General features: G+C 42.9%; 20 protein-coding genes and 2 pseudogenes. 14 read left to right on the forward strand and 8 right to left on the reverse strand.

The genetic code is table 11. The features are described 5' to 3' along the window. Position 1 precedes the first annotated feature (1 nt). Positions 2 to 1,849 (reverse strand): vWA domain-containing protein, encoded by a 1,848-nt coding sequence (locus tag BACFIN_RS14385; protein ID WP_007750555.1) that lies wholly within the window; start codon positions 1,847 to 1,849, stop codon positions 2 to 4. A gap of 187 nt (positions 1,850 to 2,036) precedes the next feature. Between BACFIN_RS14385 and BACFIN_RS14380 the strand changes: the two genes are divergently transcribed. Genes BACFIN_RS14380 through BACFIN_RS14360 form a run of 5 tightly spaced genes read left to right on the forward strand, consistent with a single transcriptional unit; the run spans position 2,037 to position 6,025 of the window. Next, the gene (locus BACFIN_RS14380; protein ID WP_032839379.1) at positions 2,037 to 2,693 is read left to right on the forward strand and encodes a CDP-alcohol phosphatidyltransferase family protein; all 657 of its coding nucleotides are present in this window, start codon (positions 2,037 to 2,039) and stop codon (positions 2,691 to 2,693) included. Beyond that, positions 2,690 to 3,646 (forward strand): phosphatidate cytidylyltransferase, encoded by a 957-nt coding sequence (locus BACFIN_RS14375; protein ID WP_007750563.1) that lies wholly within the window; start codon positions 2,690 to 2,692, stop codon positions 3,644 to 3,646. Before BACFIN_RS14380 ends, BACFIN_RS14375 begins: the two co-directional genes overlap by 4 nt. A 16-nt stretch (positions 3,647 to 3,662) precedes the next feature. Beyond that, a complete protein-coding gene (locus BACFIN_RS14370; protein ID WP_022275454.1) occupies positions 3,663 to 4,319 on the forward strand; it encodes a lysophospholipid acyltransferase family protein in 657 nt (218 codons plus the stop codon). A 3-nt stretch (positions 4,320 to 4,322) separates the two neighbouring features. Then, positions 4,323 to 4,892 carry an RNA polymerase sigma factor gene (locus BACFIN_RS14365; RefSeq protein ID WP_007750567.1) on the forward strand — a complete coding sequence of 190 codons (570 nt, stop codon included), beginning with the start codon at positions 4,323 to 4,325 and terminating at the stop codon, positions 4,890 to 4,892. After that, positions 4,889 to 6,025, forward strand: coding sequence for an energy transducer TonB (locus BACFIN_RS14360; protein WP_007750572.1), 1,137 nt, complete (start codon positions 4,889 to 4,891; stop codon positions 6,023 to 6,025). Before BACFIN_RS14365 ends, BACFIN_RS14360 begins: the two co-directional genes overlap by 4 nt. Positions 6,026 to 6,034: 9 nt before the next feature. On the opposite strand, the gene BACFIN_RS14355 is transcribed toward BACFIN_RS14360, so the two are convergent. The 5 genes from BACFIN_RS14355 to BACFIN_RS14335 all read right to left on the reverse strand — a co-directional run bounded on the left by BACFIN_RS14355 (position 6,035) and on the right by BACFIN_RS14335 (position 10,879). Further along, positions 6,035 to 7,204, reverse strand: coding sequence for a DUF418 domain-containing protein (locus tag BACFIN_RS14355; RefSeq protein ID WP_007750574.1), 1,170 nt, complete (start codon positions 7,202 to 7,204; stop codon positions 6,035 to 6,037). An 83-nt stretch (positions 7,205 to 7,287) separates the two neighbouring features. After that, positions 7,288 to 8,160 carry a pyridoxamine kinase gene (locus BACFIN_RS14350; RefSeq protein WP_007750577.1) on the reverse strand — a complete coding sequence of 291 codons (873 nt, stop codon included), beginning with the start codon at positions 8,158 to 8,160 and terminating at the stop codon, positions 7,288 to 7,290. Positions 8,161 to 8,178: 18 nt separating this feature from the next. After that, entirely contained in the window at positions 8,179 to 8,760 is a 582-nt protein-coding gene (locus BACFIN_RS14345; protein ID WP_007750580.1) for a LutC/YkgG family protein, read from the reverse strand. Then, on the reverse strand, positions 8,757 to 10,142 hold the full coding sequence (locus BACFIN_RS14340) for a lactate utilization protein B (RefSeq protein ID WP_007750582.1): 1,386 nt from the start codon (positions 10,140 to 10,142) through the stop codon (positions 8,757 to 8,759). Before BACFIN_RS14340 ends, BACFIN_RS14345 begins: the two co-directional genes overlap by 4 nt. Further along, positions 10,139 to 10,879: a (Fe-S)-binding protein gene (locus BACFIN_RS14335; RefSeq protein ID WP_007750584.1), complete on the reverse strand. Its 741-nt coding sequence runs from the start codon at positions 10,877 to 10,879 to the stop codon at positions 10,139 to 10,141. Before BACFIN_RS14335 ends, BACFIN_RS14340 begins: the two co-directional genes overlap by 4 nt. Positions 10,880 to 11,029: 150 nt before the next feature. On the opposite strand from BACFIN_RS14335, the gene BACFIN_RS14330 reads away from it, so the two are divergent. Continuing rightward, positions 11,030 to 11,389, forward strand: coding sequence for a YbaN family protein (locus BACFIN_RS14330; RefSeq protein WP_007750587.1), 360 nt, complete (start codon positions 11,030 to 11,032; stop codon positions 11,387 to 11,389). On the opposite strand, the gene BACFIN_RS14325 is transcribed toward BACFIN_RS14330, so the two are convergent. Next, on the reverse strand, positions 11,359 to 11,925 hold the full coding sequence (locus BACFIN_RS14325) for a 5'-methylthioadenosine/S-adenosylhomocysteine nucleosidase family protein (protein ID WP_007750594.1): 567 nt from the start codon (positions 11,923 to 11,925) through the stop codon (positions 11,359 to 11,361). The two genes, BACFIN_RS14330 and BACFIN_RS14325, sit on opposite strands and share 31 nt — an antisense overlap. Before the next feature lie 379 nt (positions 11,926 to 12,304). On the opposite strand from BACFIN_RS14325, the gene BACFIN_RS14320 reads away from it, so the two are divergent. The 6 genes and pseudogenes from BACFIN_RS14320 to BACFIN_RS21580 form a co-directional block, all read left to right on the forward strand. Next, a complete protein-coding gene (locus tag BACFIN_RS14320) occupies positions 12,305 to 12,718 on the forward strand; it encodes an HU family DNA-binding protein (RefSeq protein ID WP_007750595.1) in 414 nt (137 codons plus the stop codon). Between the two features lie 6 nt (positions 12,719 to 12,724). Continuing rightward, positions 12,725 to 14,524: a hypothetical protein gene (locus BACFIN_RS14315; RefSeq protein WP_007750597.1), complete on the forward strand. Its 1,800-nt coding sequence runs from the start codon at positions 12,725 to 12,727 to the stop codon at positions 14,522 to 14,524. A gap of 314 nt (positions 14,525 to 14,838) precedes the next feature. Next, entirely contained in the window at positions 14,839 to 15,132 is a 294-nt protein-coding gene (locus BACFIN_RS14310; protein ID WP_007750603.1) for a hypothetical protein, read from the forward strand. 14 nt (positions 15,133 to 15,146) lie between these two features. After that, positions 15,147 to 15,446: a cell division protein ZapA gene (locus BACFIN_RS14305; protein ID WP_007750604.1), complete on the forward strand. Its 300-nt coding sequence runs from the start codon at positions 15,147 to 15,149 to the stop codon at positions 15,444 to 15,446. A gap of 119 nt (positions 15,447 to 15,565) precedes the next feature. Then, complete coding sequence (gene rny, locus BACFIN_RS14300) at positions 15,566 to 17,101, forward strand: ribonuclease Y (protein WP_007750606.1); 1,536 nt, start codon at positions 15,566 to 15,568, stop codon at positions 17,099 to 17,101. Between the two features lie 127 nt (positions 17,102 to 17,228). Further along, positions 17,229 to 17,336: pseudogene (locus BACFIN_RS21580) on the forward strand (copper homeostasis protein CutC); the annotation flags it as partial. 65 nt (positions 17,337 to 17,401) lie between these two features. On the opposite strand, the gene BACFIN_RS22570 reads toward BACFIN_RS21580, so the two are convergent. Then, complete coding sequence (locus tag BACFIN_RS22570; protein ID WP_007750610.1) at positions 17,402 to 17,548, reverse strand: hypothetical protein; 147 nt, start codon at positions 17,546 to 17,548, stop codon at positions 17,402 to 17,404. A gap of 164 nt (positions 17,549 to 17,712) precedes the next feature. Here BACFIN_RS22570 and BACFIN_RS22930 point away from each other — a divergent pair, with 164 nt between their 5' ends. Both BACFIN_RS22930 and BACFIN_RS23845 read left to right on the forward strand, forming a co-directional pair. Next, positions 17,713 to 17,850, forward strand: coding sequence for a hypothetical protein (locus BACFIN_RS22930; RefSeq protein WP_004301914.1), 138 nt, complete (start codon positions 17,713 to 17,715; stop codon positions 17,848 to 17,850). A gap of 148 nt (positions 17,851 to 17,998) precedes the next feature. Then, positions 17,999 to 18,061, forward strand: a pseudogene (locus BACFIN_RS23845) (transposase); the annotation flags it as partial.

The raw sequence follows: 18,061 nt of genomic DNA on the forward strand, positions 1-18,061 counted from the left end.
ACTAATTCTTACTCGTCTTTTCCAATCCTTTAGCAGCCTCAACCAGTCGGATAAACTCTCTTCGATATCCTCTTTCATCATTATTCACCCCCTGTTTAGCTAGCTTAATGACTTTGTCATAATCGGCAGTTCCTTTAAAGTCAGAATCACGAAGCAACTGTCCGAACATGGCTACTGCCGAAGCGAAACGGAAGTCGGAAGAAACACTATCTCCTTTGTTATCTACAAAAGGAAGTTCCATTTTCCTGCTGACATCCTTATCCGGAGCTTTGTAACGCAATTTCACAGTAAGGAGTTCATCAGATCCGGTCGGTTTCAGCGTCATTTTTTCTTTCTTTTGGTATTTCAAGTCGTCTACTTTACCTACATATTCATTCTTCACACCTGCGGGAATCACTTCATAAAAAGCTGTTACCGTATGTCCTGCTCCCATATCTCCGGCATCTTTCGCATCATTATTAAAATCTTCGTCTTTCAGCAGACGGCTTTCGTAACCAATCAGACGATATGCCTGGACTTGAGAAGGATTAAATTCCACTTGCAGTTTGACATCTTTTGCCACAGTATGCAATGTAGCACCAAATTCGCCTACTAAAACACGATTGGCTTCCTGCAAATTATCTATATAGGCATGATTCCCATTTCCTTTTTCAGCCAATACTTGAATTTTCTTATCTTTGTAGTTACCCATTCCATAGCCTAGTACAGTAAGGTGTACGCCACTTTTCCGTTCTTTTTCTATCAATTGTTCCAATCCTTCGGCGGAAGAAACACCGACGTTGAAATCACCATCGGAACAAAGTATGATACGGTTATTGCCATCAGAGATAAAGTTCTTTTTAGCTATTTGATACGCCAAATGAATGCCCGCGCCTCCTGCAGTAGATCCGCCTGCGGTCAGTTCATCTATCGCTTCACGGATCTTCTGTTTATCACCGCCCGAAGTAGCTTCCAGCTTCACACCGGCACTGCCTGCATAAGTCACGATTGCCACCTTATCTTTATTCCGCAGATTATTCACCAATAGTTTGAGCGATGACTTTACCAAATCCAACCGATTAGCCCCCCACATAGAACCGGAAATATCAATCAAGAATACAAGATTGGACGCCGGCAACTGCTCCGTCGGAATTTCTTTAGCTTTCAATCCGATACGAACAAGCCGATGAGCTGTATTCCAAGTACAAGTTCCGGCTTCCACAGTTATCTTCACAGGATCGTTGCCCGTTGGTTTCGGATAGTCGTAAGAAAAGTAATTCACTAATTCTTCCGTACGGATTGCATCGGCAGGAGGCAATTCTCCTCTATTGATAAAACGACGCATATTGCTATAAGAAGCAGGGTCCACATCAATAGAGAAAGTAGAAAGCGGAGTATCGGCTACACTTTTGAAACCATTCTCCTGAATCCGGTCATACTCTTCCGTATTCATTCTCGTATCCATATCATACATGGCAGTCGGACACACCGCTACATACGCACCGGTCATTGCCTTTGTTTTCATTGTACCGTATCCCACTACGACACACTCCTCCAACGCCACATCATCAGTCTTCATTTTAACATCCAGTTTGGCCGACTTAACCACTCTTTTTTCTTCTTTATACCCGATAAACCGGAATAACAATACGTCCCCTTTTTGGGCCTGAATGGAATAACGACCGTTCACATCTGTGATTGCCCCACTTTTGGAACGGTTATTCACTACCGAACAACCGGTAATCGAAGTTCCATCCGCTGCGTCCGTCACAATACCGGTCACGGTAATAGTTTGCGCATTCATTGTTCCTAAGCAAATAACTGCCATCAGCAGTACGAGCATGATTGCTCTGAATTGGTTTGTTCTCATAACTTCATTATTTTAAAATGTTACTATTCATCGCTTTTACTATAGAGATGCAGATTTCACACAGATTCCATAATTTGCCTGAACTTTTTTTACCCGAGCGGAAAAAAGTCACTTAAAAATTCCTACTTATTCCTTTGTAACTCTTAATATGATATGTATATTTGCCAAACATAAACATATCATAAATATGAAAAACGAAGTTGATGGAAGGCGGGAAATAGCCTCACGAAACACGGTCTGGGCCACTATTATCGCCCGCAAACTAACTCGTTGGGGTATCACTCCCAATCAAATTTCCATGATGAGCATATTCTTCGCTATGGTGGGATGCCTTCTGTTGATCGGCACAGTCATTGATCCCGGTTTTAACAAGTATGTAGCCTACATTCTGTTCATCGTTTGCATGCAGTCGCGGTTACTCTGCAACCTGTTCGATGGGATGGTAGCTATTGAAGGAGGGAAGAAAAGTGCCAACGGAGATCTCTACAATGATATGCCCGACCGCTTTGCTGATGCTTTGTTCATCATTCCCATCGGATATATAGCAGGTGGATTCGGTATTGAACTGGGATGGCTAGCGGCCCTTCTTGCCGTTATGACAGCTTATTTCCGCTGGATAGGAGCCTACAAAACGCACCAGCATTTCTTTAACGGTCCGATGGCCAAGCAACACCGCATGGCATTGCTCACGCTTGCCTTTGTAGTAGCCACCTGCACCATTCACGCAGGATACGACCGGATGGTATGTCTCATAGCCCTGATAATTATAAATGTCGGCCTTGTCGCAACACTGATACACCGTCTGTACCTCATGTCACACACAACAAACAATGAAATAAAATGAAAGAACTACTGGATACCATATTTCCTACGCTAAGTGATGAACTGATTATCGTCATTTCGCTCATCATCGGACTGCTCATTACGGCAAGCCTTATTCTTTTTTTTGTAAAGAAGATCTTTCCAAAAACAAATATCAGCGAACTCTCCGCCCGCACACGTTCATGGTGGATCATGGCGGGCATGTTTATCGGCGCTGTATTTATCAGCTATAACATTTCTTATTTCTTCCTTGCCTTTCTCTCTTTCATTGCTTTCAGAGAACTGTATTCGGTGTTGGGATTCAGAGAGGCAGATCGTGGAGCATTATTCTGGGGGATACTGGCCATTCCCATTCAATATTACCTTGCTTACCTTGCCTGGTATGGAGCATTCATCATCTTCATCCCGGTAGTTATGTTTCTCGTATTACCCTTACGACTGGTTTTAAAAGAAGACACTCACGGAATTACCAAGTCGATGGCTCTGTTGCAGTGGATCCTAATGCTTTCGGTATTCGGTATCAGCCACCTCGCTTATCTCCTGTCACTTCCCGAACTGCCGGGATTCAATGCGGGAGGACGAGGCCTGTTATTGTTCCTTGTATTCCTTACGGAAATCAACGATATAATGCAATTTATCTGGGGTAAACTTCTCGGACGGCATAAGATACTTCCGAAAGTAAGTCCGAACAAGACATGGGAAGGATTTTTAGGTGGTGTAATCAGCACTACCGTCATTGGTTACTTTCTCGGTTTCCTGACTCCCCTCTCCGCTCCTAACGTTCTTCTGGTAAGCGCTCTTATTGCCATTGCCGGATTCTCGGGGGACGTAGTCATCTCCGCCATCAAAAGGGATAAAGGAATTAAGGATATGGGGAACAGTATTCCCGGTCATGGAGGAGTATTCGACCGGATAGACTCTCTGTCCTACACCGCTCCCGTCTTTTTTCATTTAGTTTATTACATTGCATATTAAAATGGAAAAGAGATTCATGCAAGCTGCTATCATGCAGATTATATATAAAGGTATATGCCAATGGTTCTTGAAACTGATCGTAGGAGTTCAGTTCACCGATTGCCGATTCCTCAAGAAAGAAAAGCAGTTCATCATTCTTGCCAACCACAACAGCCATTTGGACACTTTAAGTTTATTATCTTCTCTGCCCGGAAAACTTTTATGGAAAGTCAAACCTGTAGCAGCAGAAGATTATTTTGGTAAAAACCGCTTTCAGGCTTCCATAAGTAACTATTTCATCAACACACTGCTAATCAGAAGGAAAGGAGAAAAAGATTCGGAACATGACCCGATCCGCAAAATGCTTGAAGCCATCGATGCAGGATATTCACTGATTCTTTTTCCCGAAGGAACCAGAGGAAAGCCGGAACAGATGGGAAAAATTAAATCCGGCATAGCCCGTATCCTGTCTCTGCGACCTGAAGTAAAATATATTCCCGTATTCATGACCGGCATGGGACGTTCTCTGCCCAAAGGCAAAATGATACTGTTGCCATATAAAGCATCTATCTATTACGGTATGCCCACATTGGTAAAGAGCACGGATATACATGAAATATTGGAACAGATTGCAGATGATTTTGAAATAATGAAAGAAAAATATCAAGTCATTATTGACGACGAAGAAGAATAGGCATTGTTTTTTAAAAGAACCATATCCAAACTATCGGACGAGGAGCTACTCACACACTACGCTCAGTCCGGTGATACGGAATATTTCGGTGAATTATACAACCGCTATATCCCGTTACTGTATGGACTGTGCCTGAAATATCTGCAAGACGAAGACCGGGCACAGGAAGCGGTCATGCAGTTGTTTGAAGATTTATTGCCTAAGCTGGGAAATTATGAGATCAAAGTGTTCAAGCCCTGGCTCTACCGGGTGGCAAAAAATCATTGCTTGCAACTTCTGCGGAAGGAGAATAAAGAAATTCCGTTAGATTACACCATTAATATTATGGAATCCGATGAATTTCTGCATCTATTAAGTGAAGAGGAAAGTTCGGAAGACCAGTTAAAAGCATTACATCACTGTCTCGAAAAGTTGCCCGAAGAACAACGGACGAGCATTACACGTTTCTTTTTAGAGGAAATGTCGTATGCGGATATTGTCGAGCAGACCGGATTTACTCTGAATAATGTAAAAAGCTATATCCAGAACGGAAAGCGAAACTTAAAAATCTGTATCAAGAAACAAACCCTATGAGACTATCGGACTACATACAAGGACTCCGCAAAGGAAAAGAAGCACATCGGTTGGAAAAAGAGTCGATGAAAGACCCTTTCCTGGCTGATGCGATAGATGGATACAACCAAGTGGAGGGAAATCACGAACAACGGATTGAGCAACTGCGGATACAAATCTCTGCCCGTTCTACAAAGAAAAGAAATACCTACGCTATCATTTGGAGTGTTGCCGCCTGTCTGGTGATCGGATTCGGAATCAGCAGTTATTTCCTGTTTCCGAAAGAGACACCAGAGCCTGTCATTCCGATAATTCCACAAAAGGAAATCGCACTAGTTCCCACAAAGACAAAGACGGATTCCACTCCTATTTCCCCAGTTTCCATGAAACAAGCGGATAAGAAAGATATCATCGCCAAAAGCCGGACTACCATTTCCAAGCCTCCAAGTGCTCCCATTACAACAATGCCTATGGAGGAGGAAACTTCGGATCAAATGGTTGCAGCAACAGACGAAGAAGTAATAATGACAACAGGAGCTTCTGATCCCGAATCCGTCAAAAAGATGAGAATAGCTAAAATGGCAGTTATTCCCACCAATGATATAATCAAAGGAAAAGTGACCGACCAAAAAGGGGAACCGCTTATCGGCGCCAGCGTAATGTACAAAGGAACGAATATCGGAACCGTTACAGATGTGAATGGAGAATTTTCATTACTCAAAAAAGCAGAGAACAAGCAGTTGACAGCACAGTATATCGGATATGACCCGGTAGAAGTTCCGGTAGATACCAGCCGGACAATGCTCATTGCCATGAACGAAGACCAAAAAGGACTCAGCGAAGTGGTGGTAGTGGGACACGGAGTCAATAAAAAGGCAAATAAAGATAACACTCCGCAACCCGTTGACGGAAAACGTAAATATCTGAAATATCTGAAAAAGAATCTGGTCCGCCCAACGGACGAAACGTGCGCACAAGTGAAAGGAAAAGTAGTATTGACCTTTCTGGTCAATAGGGACGGACGGCCTTTCCACATTAAAGTAAAGAAGAGTCTCTGCGAATCTTCCGACAAAGAGGCAATCCGTCTGGTTCAGGAAGGACCGGACTGGACATACGGGAACAAGCAGGCGGAGGTAACCGTCAAATTCGATTAACGCAAACCACTAAATCCAGGTACCCTTGCGCCATAAGAATTCAAGTGGTCCTTGCCTGTGTCGAACAAGCCACCAACGGCTGAAGACCAACTGAACGGTAAAGATAAGCAATGCAATAAGCAGGCTTGCCGTTGCTCCGGCATATTTGTACATAGACAACCCGAATCCATAATAGATAGTGACTCCCATAACAGATTGGGAAATATAATTCGTCAGACTCATGCGCCCGTAAGGAATCAGCAGGCTTTGCCAGCTATATCCTGTCTCTTTCTTAAACCAAAGCAGGGTGAAGAGAGAAACAAGAATCACCATGAACGCAAAATTAGCATAAGACGGAACAGCTATATTATAAGGAATCAGTGCGGAGGAATCCGTAATAAAATCCGGAACAAAAATTCTAAGGCAATAGAGAGGAATGAAGGCAATGACAGCACCTATCAACATTCTTTTCCAGAAACGTACGGACTCTTCACTCTTTATCAAATATTTCCGGCGTCCCAACAACATCCCGAACATGAACAGAGCAGCCGTCTGGAACAAGCGTCCATTTTCCACCTGCCAGATATTGCTATACAACTGTCCGTCAATGATATTAGACTGTAATACATCAAAGAAACTGCCGTTGGCTGTCGCTGCCTCAGCACGCATAGCATAAGGAATAAAATGACCGGTCACCGCCACATAATCCGGATTTATCAGCGCATAGATGGCACGTCCCCACTCGTATGGCTGTAAAAGCAGAATCAAAGCAATCCAGAAAACCGTCTTATCCTTCAACTTACAAACCGGAATCAGTGCAAACCCGACTACTGCATATAGCAAAAGAATATCACCGTTATAGAACAATGCGTGCAACTGTGCAAACAGGAGAAGCAGGCACATCCGCCATGCAAATCGTCCCCTGAAATCGATTCCCCGTTTCTCCGCATTGTGAAACTGAATATAAAAGCTAAACCCGAACAACAATGAGAAAGTCGCATAAGCCTTTCCCGCAAACAAGAAAAATATAGTATCCCATGCATACTTATCAATTGTTTGCAACCATGCGGGTACATTCTCCGGCATAAAAAACAGATTGTAATGCTCCAGATTATGTAATAATACAATAGCTAACAAAGCGAACCCACGCAGAGCGTCCACTACTCCAAGCCGTTCAGTCGTTTTCAGTGTTTGAGTCATTAGATACAATTATTTCAGATTAATTCAACAACCGCAAAAATAAAAGAAATACCTGAAAAACAAAAGCTTACGAGTGTTAAATATTAAATCAGTTCATAACTGGCCATTTGTATCGGCATATCCAGATTATGGAGTACTTTTTCCAACAAAATACCCTCGCGGTTATCATACTCATATCCGAAAGTAGCGCGAATACCCTGTAGAATAAACTGCGTGGCACGGTCCAACGCCATTGGCAAACTGTCACCCTGCATCAAAGACCCCGTGATAACACTTGTAAAAGTATCCCCTGTACCCGGATAATGGGCAGGCAGATAAGGACAAGTCACCTTCCAATAACGGTTTCCCTGACGGTTATAAGCATAAACAGAAGTTTTATGAGGTTCACCATGTACGGGAACACTAGTTATGATAACCACATCAGGACCTTTATCAGACAAGAGCCGAAGATATTCTTTCAACTCCTCATCTGTATTGTCCGCTTTATAAGGCTTGTCCAACAGATAAAACAGTTCTGTCAAATTCGGGGTAACTACATCCGCTTTTGTAATCAAGTGACGCATCTCCTTCACCATCTCCCCATCAAAATTAGCGTACAACCGACCGTTATCTCCCAACACGGGATCAGCCACGATTAAACTATCCGGCTGCCGGAAGTCCCTGATAAAATCGGAAACGATCTGAATCTGCTTCGGAGAGCCCAAATATCCCGTATAGATAGCATCGAACTGCACTTCCAGTTTTTTCCATTCGGCAATAATCTTCGGCATTTCGTCCGTCAGATCGAGAAAAGAGAAACCGGGATATTGCGTGTGATTGGAAAGCACAGCCGTAGGCAACGGACAGACTTGAAAGCCCATAGATGAAAGAATAGGGATAACGACCGTGAGAGATACGCGTCCCATCCCCGAAAGGTCATGAATGGCAGCTATTTTCTTTACTTTATTGGCATACATATCATTTACATTTAACAACTACATCAATATCACCAATACGTCCCTTGCTCCATGTGCTCCCATCACCAAAGCCTGTTCGATATCAGCAGTCTTTGAAGGACCGGAAATAAACGTGCCGAATTTATATTCCTGCCCGTCCAATTCACGGTAAGCGTCATACATCGTATCTACTATTTTATTTCGGTCGAGCAAAATAACCAACTTCTCTGAAATGAAATAAACAGCTTTATACTTTACTGTTTGCGGAATCCATACAGCCCCGTTCTCAGCAACTCCGATTTCTCCTTTCACCACAGCCACATCCGTGCCATCCAACTCTTTCGGGTCATCCAGATTATCGGGATTGAACGTCGCGCACGAAATATCCGGCAACACGGAAGCAATGCGCATAGCCTCCGGATAGGTCCGGCGAATCACCGCATTCACATCTTCTCCCTCACCCAATACAACAGCCATACCTCCCACCGCACGGCTGATAGCACAAAACTGTTCTATTTTATCGGGATATGACAACCGTTTCATATCCGCAATATCCGGCTTATCATAACGAACTTGCATATTTTTGCGGATACTGGCTAATATTTCTTCTCTACTGCTCATTTAGATTCCTCCTTTCCCTGCACTTTGTTCTTCTTCCACATCTCATTAAACGATTCTTTGGCAAATTCCGGCAACTCGCGTCCCTTTCCCCAATCATTGAAATCATTGTATTTCATAAATCGTGGCAGGCTGTTTATCATCGGAGCCGCCCACAAAGCAGCATTGAACAATGCCGGACGCTCCATCAGGAACTTCATTCCACCGGACATGATCTTCTTTCCCGTATTCGCCTTGCCCAGTCCGTCCAAATCCTGACGCCACTTATAAATCTGTTCGGCAAGATCCACTTTCACCGGACAGACATCAGAGCAGGACATACACAGAGAGCAGGCAGAAAGATTATCATAATATTTCTCCGGATCATGGGCCATACCCAGATTGATCCCGATAGGACCGGGAATAAAATAAGTATAAGAGTATCCACCGCTTCGACGATATACGGGACAAGTATTCATACACGCACCGCAACGAATACAATTCAGTGTCTTGATATGGTCGGTCTTGGACAGCAATGCACTCCGGCCATTGTCCACAATAATGATGTGATATTCACCTCCTTCGCGAGGGCGACGGTAATGGGAAGTGTAGGTTGTAACCGGTTGTCCGGTAGCCGAACGTGCCAGTAAACGGGTAAATACCCCCAACGCCTCCAGGTCCGGCACAATCTTTTCCATACCGAAAGCAGCAATATTCAACTTCGGATATGAAGTTCCCATATCGGCATTTCCTTCATTGGTACACACCACGATATCACCGGTCGAAGCTACGGCAAAGTTAGCGCCAGTCATGGCAGCTTCAGCATTCAGAAAAAGATGACGCAGGTTCTTACGGGCGGCATGAGTCAGATAAGTAGGATCAAAGTTACCTTTTTCCGTTCCCATCTCTTTCTCAAAAAGTTCACCCACCTGTTCCCGTTTGATGTGGATGGCAGGCAACACGATATGACTCGGTTCGAGATGCATCAATTGCAGAATACGCTCGCCCAAATCGGACTCCACGACATCGATACCACGCTCCATCAGGAAAGGATTCAACCCACATTCCTCTGCGAGCATGGATTTACTTTTGATAAAATGATGCACATTATGTTCATTCAGTATCTCGTACACAATGGCACAATATTCATCAGCGTCTTTCGCCCAATGCACGATAGCGCCATTGGCGGTAGCATTCTTTTCAAACTCCAGCAGGAGCTCTTCGAGATGGCTGTTGGAATATAGTTTCAGTTCACAGGCCTTGTTGCGCAACTCTTCCCACTCGGGAACTTCCTTACTCATCTTATCCCTCTTGGCACGGACCATCCAAAGGGTTTCGTTATGCCATGCTGCCATCTTGCTGTCCCGCAAGAACTTCTCGGCAGCCTTTGAATGTTTTGTACTCATGATTGCGATGCTAGAATTTCTACAATATGGATAATCTGAATGGGCAGATGTTCCCGTTTGATAACGCCTTGCATATGCATTAGGCAGGAACTGTCCGCTCCGACAATATACTCGGCTCCGGTAGCCATGTGGTCTTTCACCTTATCGCGTCCCATACATACGGAAACAGCCTGCTCTTCTACGGCAAACATTCCGCCAAAACCGCAGCACTCGTCAATGTGGCTGGGTTCGAATACCTCGATTCCTTCTACCAGATTGAGCAAATCACGTAATTTATTGTAATAAGGGATATTTAATTCGCTGGGGGCGGAGTTGAACAATTCACGCACACCGTGACAACTGTTGTGAATACTGACTTTGTGCGGAAAGCGTGCAGGCAGTTTCGTGGGTTTGATCACATCGTGGATGAAATCGCAAAGGTCATAAATCTTTCCCGCACTTTGACAGACATGACCTTCTTTCTCTAAAATACCCGGATGATTCTCTTTCACAAAAGCGACACAACTGGCGGAGGGACCGACAATGTAGTCATATTGTTGAAACAAGTCATCAAAACGGAGTGCCAGCTTCATTGATTCATCTTCAAAACCGGCATTCGCCATCGGTTGTCCGCAACAAGTCTGATCTAACGGATAATCGACGTCTACTCCCAGACTTTTTAATAGCTTATACGATGCCACTCCCACATTGGGATATATAGCATTGATATAACAAGGAATAAACAAACCTACTTTCATAATATATCATGTAATAATTAAGCTTCTTCCACTGCATTGTTTATCCAATTGAGCAGTATTATTACAACAAGGCCGGAGGAAAAAATGTTCGCCACCGCACATATACTTTTATGATATTGCAGAATCCCTTTTTTACACTATCTTTGCCGCATGAAGACTCTATATATTGTTATAGGAACGATTTCCCTGGCACTCGGCATTCTCGGCATTTTTCTGCCGCTATTGCCTACCACGCCTTTCCTGCTACTTACTGCAGCCCTTTATTTCAAAGGGTCGTTTCGTCTCTATAACTGGCTGCTCAATCATCGTTATTTTGGTCCTTATATCCGCAACTACCGTGAAAACAAAGCGATTCCTCTCCGCGCCAAGATAGTTTCCCTCGTACTAATGTGGGGAACCATGCTTTATTGTATTTTCTTCCTGATTCCCCTGATATGGGTAAAGGTTCTCTTGGGACTGATTGCCGCAGGAATCACTTATCATATCCTTTCTTTCAAGACATTGAAATAATCAGATAGCCCCTGGCGTGCATCTGCAAGTTTATCTTCCCAATGTTTCACAGAATTCTGACCGATGATGTCTGTCACGTATTTCACGGAAATAAAAGGAATCTCTTTCGAACGGCAAACGAATGCCTGTGCATAAGCTTCCATATCTACAACGTCTCCATTTATATGGGTTAATTCCGTCAGGAACCCGTCTCCGGTATTACAAATCCCGTTTTCCGTCCAATGCTTACAGAAACCTTTTTCTTCGAGCAGAGCCGATGAATCAATCTCGCACTCCAATCCGAACTCTTTCATCTTCTGCATATCACGATCCACAAACTTACGGCAGACAAAAATATCTCCTACCTGATGATTGACTGTCCCGGCACTTCCCATATTCAACACCAAATCCGGCTGTACCTGGCGAATTGCTTCTGCCAGATGAAAAGCCGATTTTACTTTTCCAATGCCTGTGCGCACATAATACGGTTCGACATCAGGCCATTTTATCTCTACAAATTCGCCTTGAACGGCGTAGGTCACTAATATTTTCAACATATATTCTTTAATTCATTCCATTACTCACTATATATAGACAAAGATATGAAAATCACACTAGATACACAAGTAGATAAAATATTATCTATTTTACATATAATATAATAATGAATAATAGTAACCTACATAATAAGAAAAGTCCTATCTTTGTACCGTCGCAACCGACAAGATGTTTTTACCGACTCATAAGGAAGATTTAATAAATTCTACTGAACAGATTAATAACTTCCCCTTATCTTTTAGCAAAATCATCCGCACGAATTAATCTGTTGCACTTGAGCAACCATCCAGCCGCACTTGTGCAACTCTCCAGCTACACTTGTCCTACTCGGAAGTTACTCAACTGCAAACAAGTAGTAACCATAAAAAACGATCACTCGTGAGCATACTTTATAAATCAACCCGTTTTGCAGATACCTTTACGGGTAACAAAGAAACGAACGTACGCGTACAACTCCTGTCATGGGATACATTGGACACCAAAGCCTTCGTTGAGTACCTGGCGGACAAGAACAATCTATCGAAAGGGGATGCCTACAAAAATCTTACTATGGTATTGGAAGGTATAGAAGCTGTTCTGAAAAACGGAAACATCCTCAATCTGGACGACTTCGGCAGTTTCTCACTGAACGGCAGTTTCTGCAAGGACAAACAACCCGGCGAAAATCATCGGGCGGAATCCATAGAAATAAAGAATGTTGTATTCAAAGCTGAAAAACAACTGAAGAAACGTATAGCAACGGCCGGATTTGAAAAGTACAATCCCGAAAGACACAACAAACGCAAATACTAGAACAAAATGGAATACACCAGAACTTACTCCATCCGGAAAGGCGAATACTTTGCGGATGCGTTGAAGCGTGCCGGGAAAGAATTTATACCGACAAATTGTATCATCAACAAGCTACTGCCCGGACTGGGTGCTACGCATTGCGAACTGATAGCTCCACGAAAATCAATCATTATCGAGCCTAATGTGCCTGTCATCGAATCAAAAGCTAAAAAACATAAGAATGCATTAGCCGTCTACAAAGGAGTGACTGTCCGGAAAATTATAGATTTCCTGGAAGATAACCACGACAGGCATTACAAACTGCTGACTACTCCCGAAGGTTTCGCCAAGATAAAAGAGGCGATGCAAACGGTGGGCATAGATATATACGAGGAATGTTTCATTTTATTCGACGAATGTGAGAAATTAGTGCAGGACGTACACTACCGTGACTCTATCCGTGAACCGATGAACGATTTTTTCCTCTTTCAAAATAAGGCGCTGATTTCCGCAACTCCCATTATTCCCGAAAAAGACAATCGTTTCGATGGCTTCGCACGGGTACTAATCCAACCGGACTATGCATACCGGCAGAAATTAAAACTAATTACTACAAATAATGTGCTGGAGACACTGCAGGAAGTAATCGAAGCCAAACGAGGAACAGTCTGCATTTTCTGCAACAGCATTGACTCGATAGACAGTTTCTACCGTCTGATTCCGGAACTGAGCAACGCCTGTACCTTTTGCAGTGAAGACGGGCAATATAAACTTTGGAAAGGCAACCGCCGGAAAAAGTCAATGATGATTACCGAACTGGAACGTTACAACTTCTTCACCTCAAGGTTTTACTCGGCTGTAGATATCATCTCTCCCAACCCTCCGCACGTGATTTTCATTAGCGATTTGTTTGGTGCTACCCAATCGGTTATCGATCCTGCTACCGAAGCGATTCAGATTATCGGTCGGTTTCGTGGCGGAGTAAATAGCGTGACACATATTGCTTCCATCCGTCCGGATCTGGAATGTATGTCATCCACAGAAATCGACGACTGGATTCATGGCGCTTCCACCGTCTACAACAATTGGAAATTCCAACTGGCACGTACCTCTAATATTGGCGAACGGACTCTATTGCAGGAAGCGATCGGAGAAAATTCATACCTCCCCTATCTGGACGACAAAGGCAAACCGGATCCGTTCCTGATTGCCAACTTTTACGAAAAGGAACAGGTGAAACGACTATACACTTCTACTGACCTGCTTTGCGATGCCTATCGGCAGACCGATTATTTTGTTTTCTCTCATGAAGAGCGTCTAATGCCTGTTTCCGACAATGAACGCATGGCGATACAACACCGGCTAGCAAAGAAAAAAAGGGCGGAACTTATCGTCCGCAAACTGGAAGAGATGGAGAAGATGAGCAGGACAACTGACAAAAAGTTACAAAAACGCTACCAGCGTATGCTAGGCAACCTGATTACTTCGACTGCCGACAGATACATATACGATTGTTTCTGCTGTTTCGGAGCGGATTTTATCCGCCAATCCGATTATAACGAGAATAAGTTGCGCACGGCATTGAACGCAAGCAGCGAACACACCATCAAGAAATCGGCACAAATGCGTATATCTATCCAACGAACTTTCCCCATAGGCTCCGAACTTTCCGTTCAGGAAGCGAAAAGTATGCTGAAGCAAGTATATAAAAAAATGGGACTGAACACGGGAAGAGGTATCACGACAAAGGAGTTGGAACAATATGCGGAGATAGAAAATAACCGAAATCGCACAGAAAGAACAATTAAAATACTGAAATTCAAATAATTGACTATAAAGTGCAACTTTTCTAGCGGAAAAAATCTGATTCTCTTATAGTTTTTTGTAAACTTCGCTTATTTGGGGGCTATTTTAGGTACTAATTAATTGATTAGCAGCGATGTGACATTTTTGTTTTTCCCCGTATAATACTTAAAATAAAAACAAAAATGTCACACCGAACTACCACACATTCAAAGTCTATATCTTTCACACCCTAACGCTGAAATACAACTAATTTGAGCTAAAAAGAACATTTTATCCCGAAAAGTTTTTGTAATATCAGAGTTAATCGTATTTTTGTGTACAATTTTGGTGTAGTAATGACAGAAGAAGAAAAAAAGTTATTGAATACCTTTGAAACGCGGCTACGGCATTTGCTCTATTTGCATGATGAGTTAAAGCGTGAAAATGTCGAGTTGAAAAAGCTTCTTGATTTCGAAAAACTGAAAAATGAGAAGATACAGGCTCAATACGATGAATTGGAAGTCAACTATACGAACCTAAAAACAGCTACGGCAATCAGCCTTAACGGCAGCGACGTAAAAGAGACGAAGCTGCGATTGTCAAAATTAGTGCGTGAAGTCGATAAATGCATCGCTTTGTTGAATGAATAAGAAAGAAAGGATGTATGAGCGATAATATAATAAGAATAAACCTGCATATGGCAGATGCGTGTTATCCGGTATTTATCAATCCAGAGAATGAGGAGATAGTACGGGCGGCCGCCAAGCAGGTTAATACCATACTTGGTGAGTACCGGGAAAAATGGGGGCATCTGAATTTGGAACCGGAAAAAATTATAGTTATGGTAGCCTATCAGTTCTCATTAGAGAAACTGCAATTGTTGCAACGTAATGATACCGCTCCCTATACGGAAAAGGTAAAAGAACTGACTGAATTGCTGGAGGATTATTTCAAGAAAGAATAAATTTTATCCGGTTATTCGCTGATAAGAGAAAACAACCACGCACTGCACAATATCCGAGCAAGAACTTGCTTAGATATTTGGTGGTGCGTTTTTATTTATATACTTAAATTAAATGTAGAATGATAGTAATAATAGCAACAGCAATTGCTTGCTTCATCGTAGGTGGAGTACTCTCGTACATACTGTTCAGGTATGCTTTAAAGTCCAAATACGACAATGTCCTGAAAGAAGCAGAGACGGAAGCGGAAGTAATTAAGAAGAACAAGCTACTGGAAGTGAAGGAGAAATTCCTGAACAAGAAAGCAGATCTAGAAAAAGAGGTAGCACTCAGAAATCAAAAGATTCAGCAAGCGGAAAACAAGCTGAAACAACGCGAAATGGTACTCGGACAGCGCCAGGAAGAAATTCAACGCAAGAAGATGGAAGCCGAAGCTGTCAAAGAGAATCTGGAAGCGCAACTTGTCATTGTAGACAAGAAAAAAGAAGAGCTTGACAAACTGCAACAGCAGGAAATCGAGAAGTTGGAAGCAATCTCCGGATTGTCCGCCGAAGAGGCAAAAGAACGCCTGGTGGAATCATTGAAAGAGGAAGCTAAAACACAAGCCCAGTCCTATATCAACGACATCATGGATGATGCGAAACTGACTGCTAACAAGGAAGCGAAACGTATTGTAGTACAGTCTATCCAACGGGTAGCTACAGAAACGGCTATTGAGAATTCCGTTACAGTATTCCATATCGAGTCGGATGAAATCAAAGGACGTATTATCGGACGTGAAGGTCGCAATATCCGTGCATTGGAAGCTGCTACCGGTGTTGAAATCGTTGTTGACGATACTCCGGAAGCGATTGTTCTTTCTGCTTTCGACCCAGTTCGCCGTGAAGTAGCCCGTCTGGCTCTCCATCAGTTGGTAACCGACGGACGTATCCACCCTGCCCGTATCGAAGAGGTAGTGGCGAAAGTACGCAAACAAGTGGAAGAAGAAATTATCGAAACCGGTAAACGTACAACAATCGACTTAGGTATTCACGGTCTGCATCCTGAATTAATCCGTATTATAGGTAAGATGAAATATCGTTCTTCATACGGTCAGAACCTTTTGCAACACGCACGCGAAACTGCCAATCTTTGTGCAGTGATGGCTTCGGAACTGGGATTGAACCCGAAGAAAGCTAAACGCGCAGGTTTGTTGCACGATATAGGTAAAGTGCCCGACGAAGAGCCAGAATTGCCGCACGCATTGCTAGGTATGAAGCTTGCGGAAAAGTATAAGGAGAAACCGGATATATGCAATGCTATCGGTGCCCACCATGACGAAACGGAAATGACCAGTTTACTCGCTCCTATCGTACAGGTTTGTGACGCCATCTCAGGTGCACGTCCGGGTGCTCGCCGTGAAATCGTAGAGGCGTATATCAAACGTCTGAACGATCTTGAACAGTTAGCTATGTCTTATCCGGGTGTGACAAAGACATATGCTATTCAGGCCGGTCGTGAACTTCGCGTTATCGTAGGTGCGGATAAGATTGACGACAAACAGACTGAAAACCTGTCTGGTGAAATCGCCAAGAAGATTCAGGATGAAATGACTTATCCGGGACAAGTGAAGATCACCGTTATTCGTGAGACACGTGCGGTTAGCTTCGCTAAATAAAAAAAACAGAGAATAATTTCACCACAGATTACACAGATTCTCACAGATTATTTTCATTAAAAAACAATAGTTTAATGATTAATCTGTGAGAATCTGTGTAATTTGTGGTGAGTAGTCTTATTAAACTATGAAAGAGTATCAATTCGAGGTCTGTGCCAATTCCGTAGAAAGTTGCCTGGCAGCTCAGACAGGAGGTGCCAATCGGGTAGAACTATGTGCAGGTATTCCGGAAGGCTATGGGCGGAACCGTAAATATTGACGAATACGAACGAAACGTAACTACCGTCCGGAGAATAATGACTACAATCCACGAATGTTCTTCATCAGTTGCTCGCCAAGACCGATAGTATACCCTTGCGAGACAAAGACTACCCGATTGAATGTGTCGGCAATAATGAATACGGAATAACTCTCTGTAAATAAATGTAATGCATTTGTAATATCCACCGTGTTCGGACCTCTTATAAAAAGTTTTTTTAAAGGATAAAGAAGATTTTTATGTTTTACAGCATATAATCCAAAAACATTTCGTACCTTTGCAGTGTTAATAAAGAAAACAAGATGTAAAACCGCTCTTCAAAACGTGGAGGGCAAAAAAGAGGAAACAAATTATGAAAAAGAATGCAAATGAAAAGATTATGATGTTACAGTACCGTATCAAACGCTATCAAGCAATGGGAAACGGCGCTATGTGCCAAACCTTGAACGGTAAACTTCAAAAACTGCTGTCACAGCAGGTAGCCATGTAAATAAACACACTAATTAGGGATATTCCTAAAATAATAAAATTTAAGGCAACTACTTCATTGCGAATTAGTTGCCTTTTTTGTATCTTTAAGCATTCCCCCCAAAAAACGGTTTGACGGCCAAAACGGGGGTAATCTAAAATAAAAACACATGGTAAAGATACAAAAAATCTCAGAAATCGAACCTTGTTTAGGTTTTACCGAGTTCGATATG

This window comes from Bacteroides finegoldii DSM 17565 (assembly GCF_000156195.1).
GTDB lineage: Bacteria > Bacteroidota > Bacteroidia > Bacteroidales > Bacteroidaceae > Bacteroides > Bacteroides finegoldii.

Coding starts and splice junctions, on each gene's coding strand:
- BACFIN_RS14385 (WP_007750555.1), bottom strand. CDS start 1,849: ATGAGAACAAACCAATTCAGAGCAATCATGCTCGTACTGCTGATGGCA.
- BACFIN_RS14380 (WP_032839379.1), top strand. CDS start 2,037: ATGAAAAACGAAGTTGATGGAAGGCGGGAAATAGCCTCACGAAACACG.
- BACFIN_RS14375 (WP_007750563.1), top strand. CDS start 2,690: ATGAAAGAACTACTGGATACCATATTTCCTACGCTAAGTGATGAACTG.
- BACFIN_RS14370 (WP_022275454.1), top strand. CDS start 3,663: ATGCAAGCTGCTATCATGCAGATTATATATAAAGGTATATGCCAATGG.
- BACFIN_RS14360 (WP_007750572.1), top strand. CDS start 4,889: ATGAGACTATCGGACTACATACAAGGACTCCGCAAAGGAAAAGAAGCA.
- BACFIN_RS14355 (WP_007750574.1), bottom strand. CDS start 7,204: ATGACTCAAACACTGAAAACGACTGAACGGCTTGGAGTAGTGGACGCT.
- BACFIN_RS14350 (WP_007750577.1), bottom strand. CDS start 8,160: ATGTATGCCAATAAAGTAAAGAAAATAGCTGCCATTCATGACCTTTCG.
- BACFIN_RS14345 (WP_007750580.1), bottom strand. CDS start 8,760: ATGAGCAGTAGAGAAGAAATATTAGCCAGTATCCGCAAAAATATGCAA.
- BACFIN_RS14340 (WP_007750582.1), bottom strand. CDS start 10,142: ATGAGTACAAAACATTCAAAGGCTGCCGAGAAGTTCTTGCGGGACAGC.
- BACFIN_RS14335 (WP_007750584.1), bottom strand. CDS start 10,879: ATGAAAGTAGGTTTGTTTATTCCTTGTTATATCAATGCTATATATCCC.
- BACFIN_RS14330 (WP_007750587.1), top strand. CDS start 11,030: ATGAAGACTCTATATATTGTTATAGGAACGATTTCCCTGGCACTCGGC.
- BACFIN_RS14325 (WP_007750594.1), bottom strand. CDS start 11,925: ATGTTGAAAATATTAGTGACCTACGCCGTTCAAGGCGAATTTGTAGAG.
- BACFIN_RS14315 (WP_007750597.1), top strand. CDS start 12,725: ATGGAATACACCAGAACTTACTCCATCCGGAAAGGCGAATACTTTGCG.
- BACFIN_RS14310 (WP_007750603.1), top strand. CDS start 14,839: ATGACAGAAGAAGAAAAAAAGTTATTGAATACCTTTGAAACGCGGCTA.
- BACFIN_RS14305 (WP_007750604.1), top strand. CDS start 15,147: ATGAGCGATAATATAATAAGAATAAACCTGCATATGGCAGATGCGTGT.
- rny (WP_007750606.1), top strand. CDS start 15,566: ATGATAGTAATAATAGCAACAGCAATTGCTTGCTTCATCGTAGGTGGA.
- BACFIN_RS22930 (WP_004301914.1), top strand. CDS start 17,713: ATGAAAAAGAATGCAAATGAAAAGATTATGATGTTACAGTACCGTATC.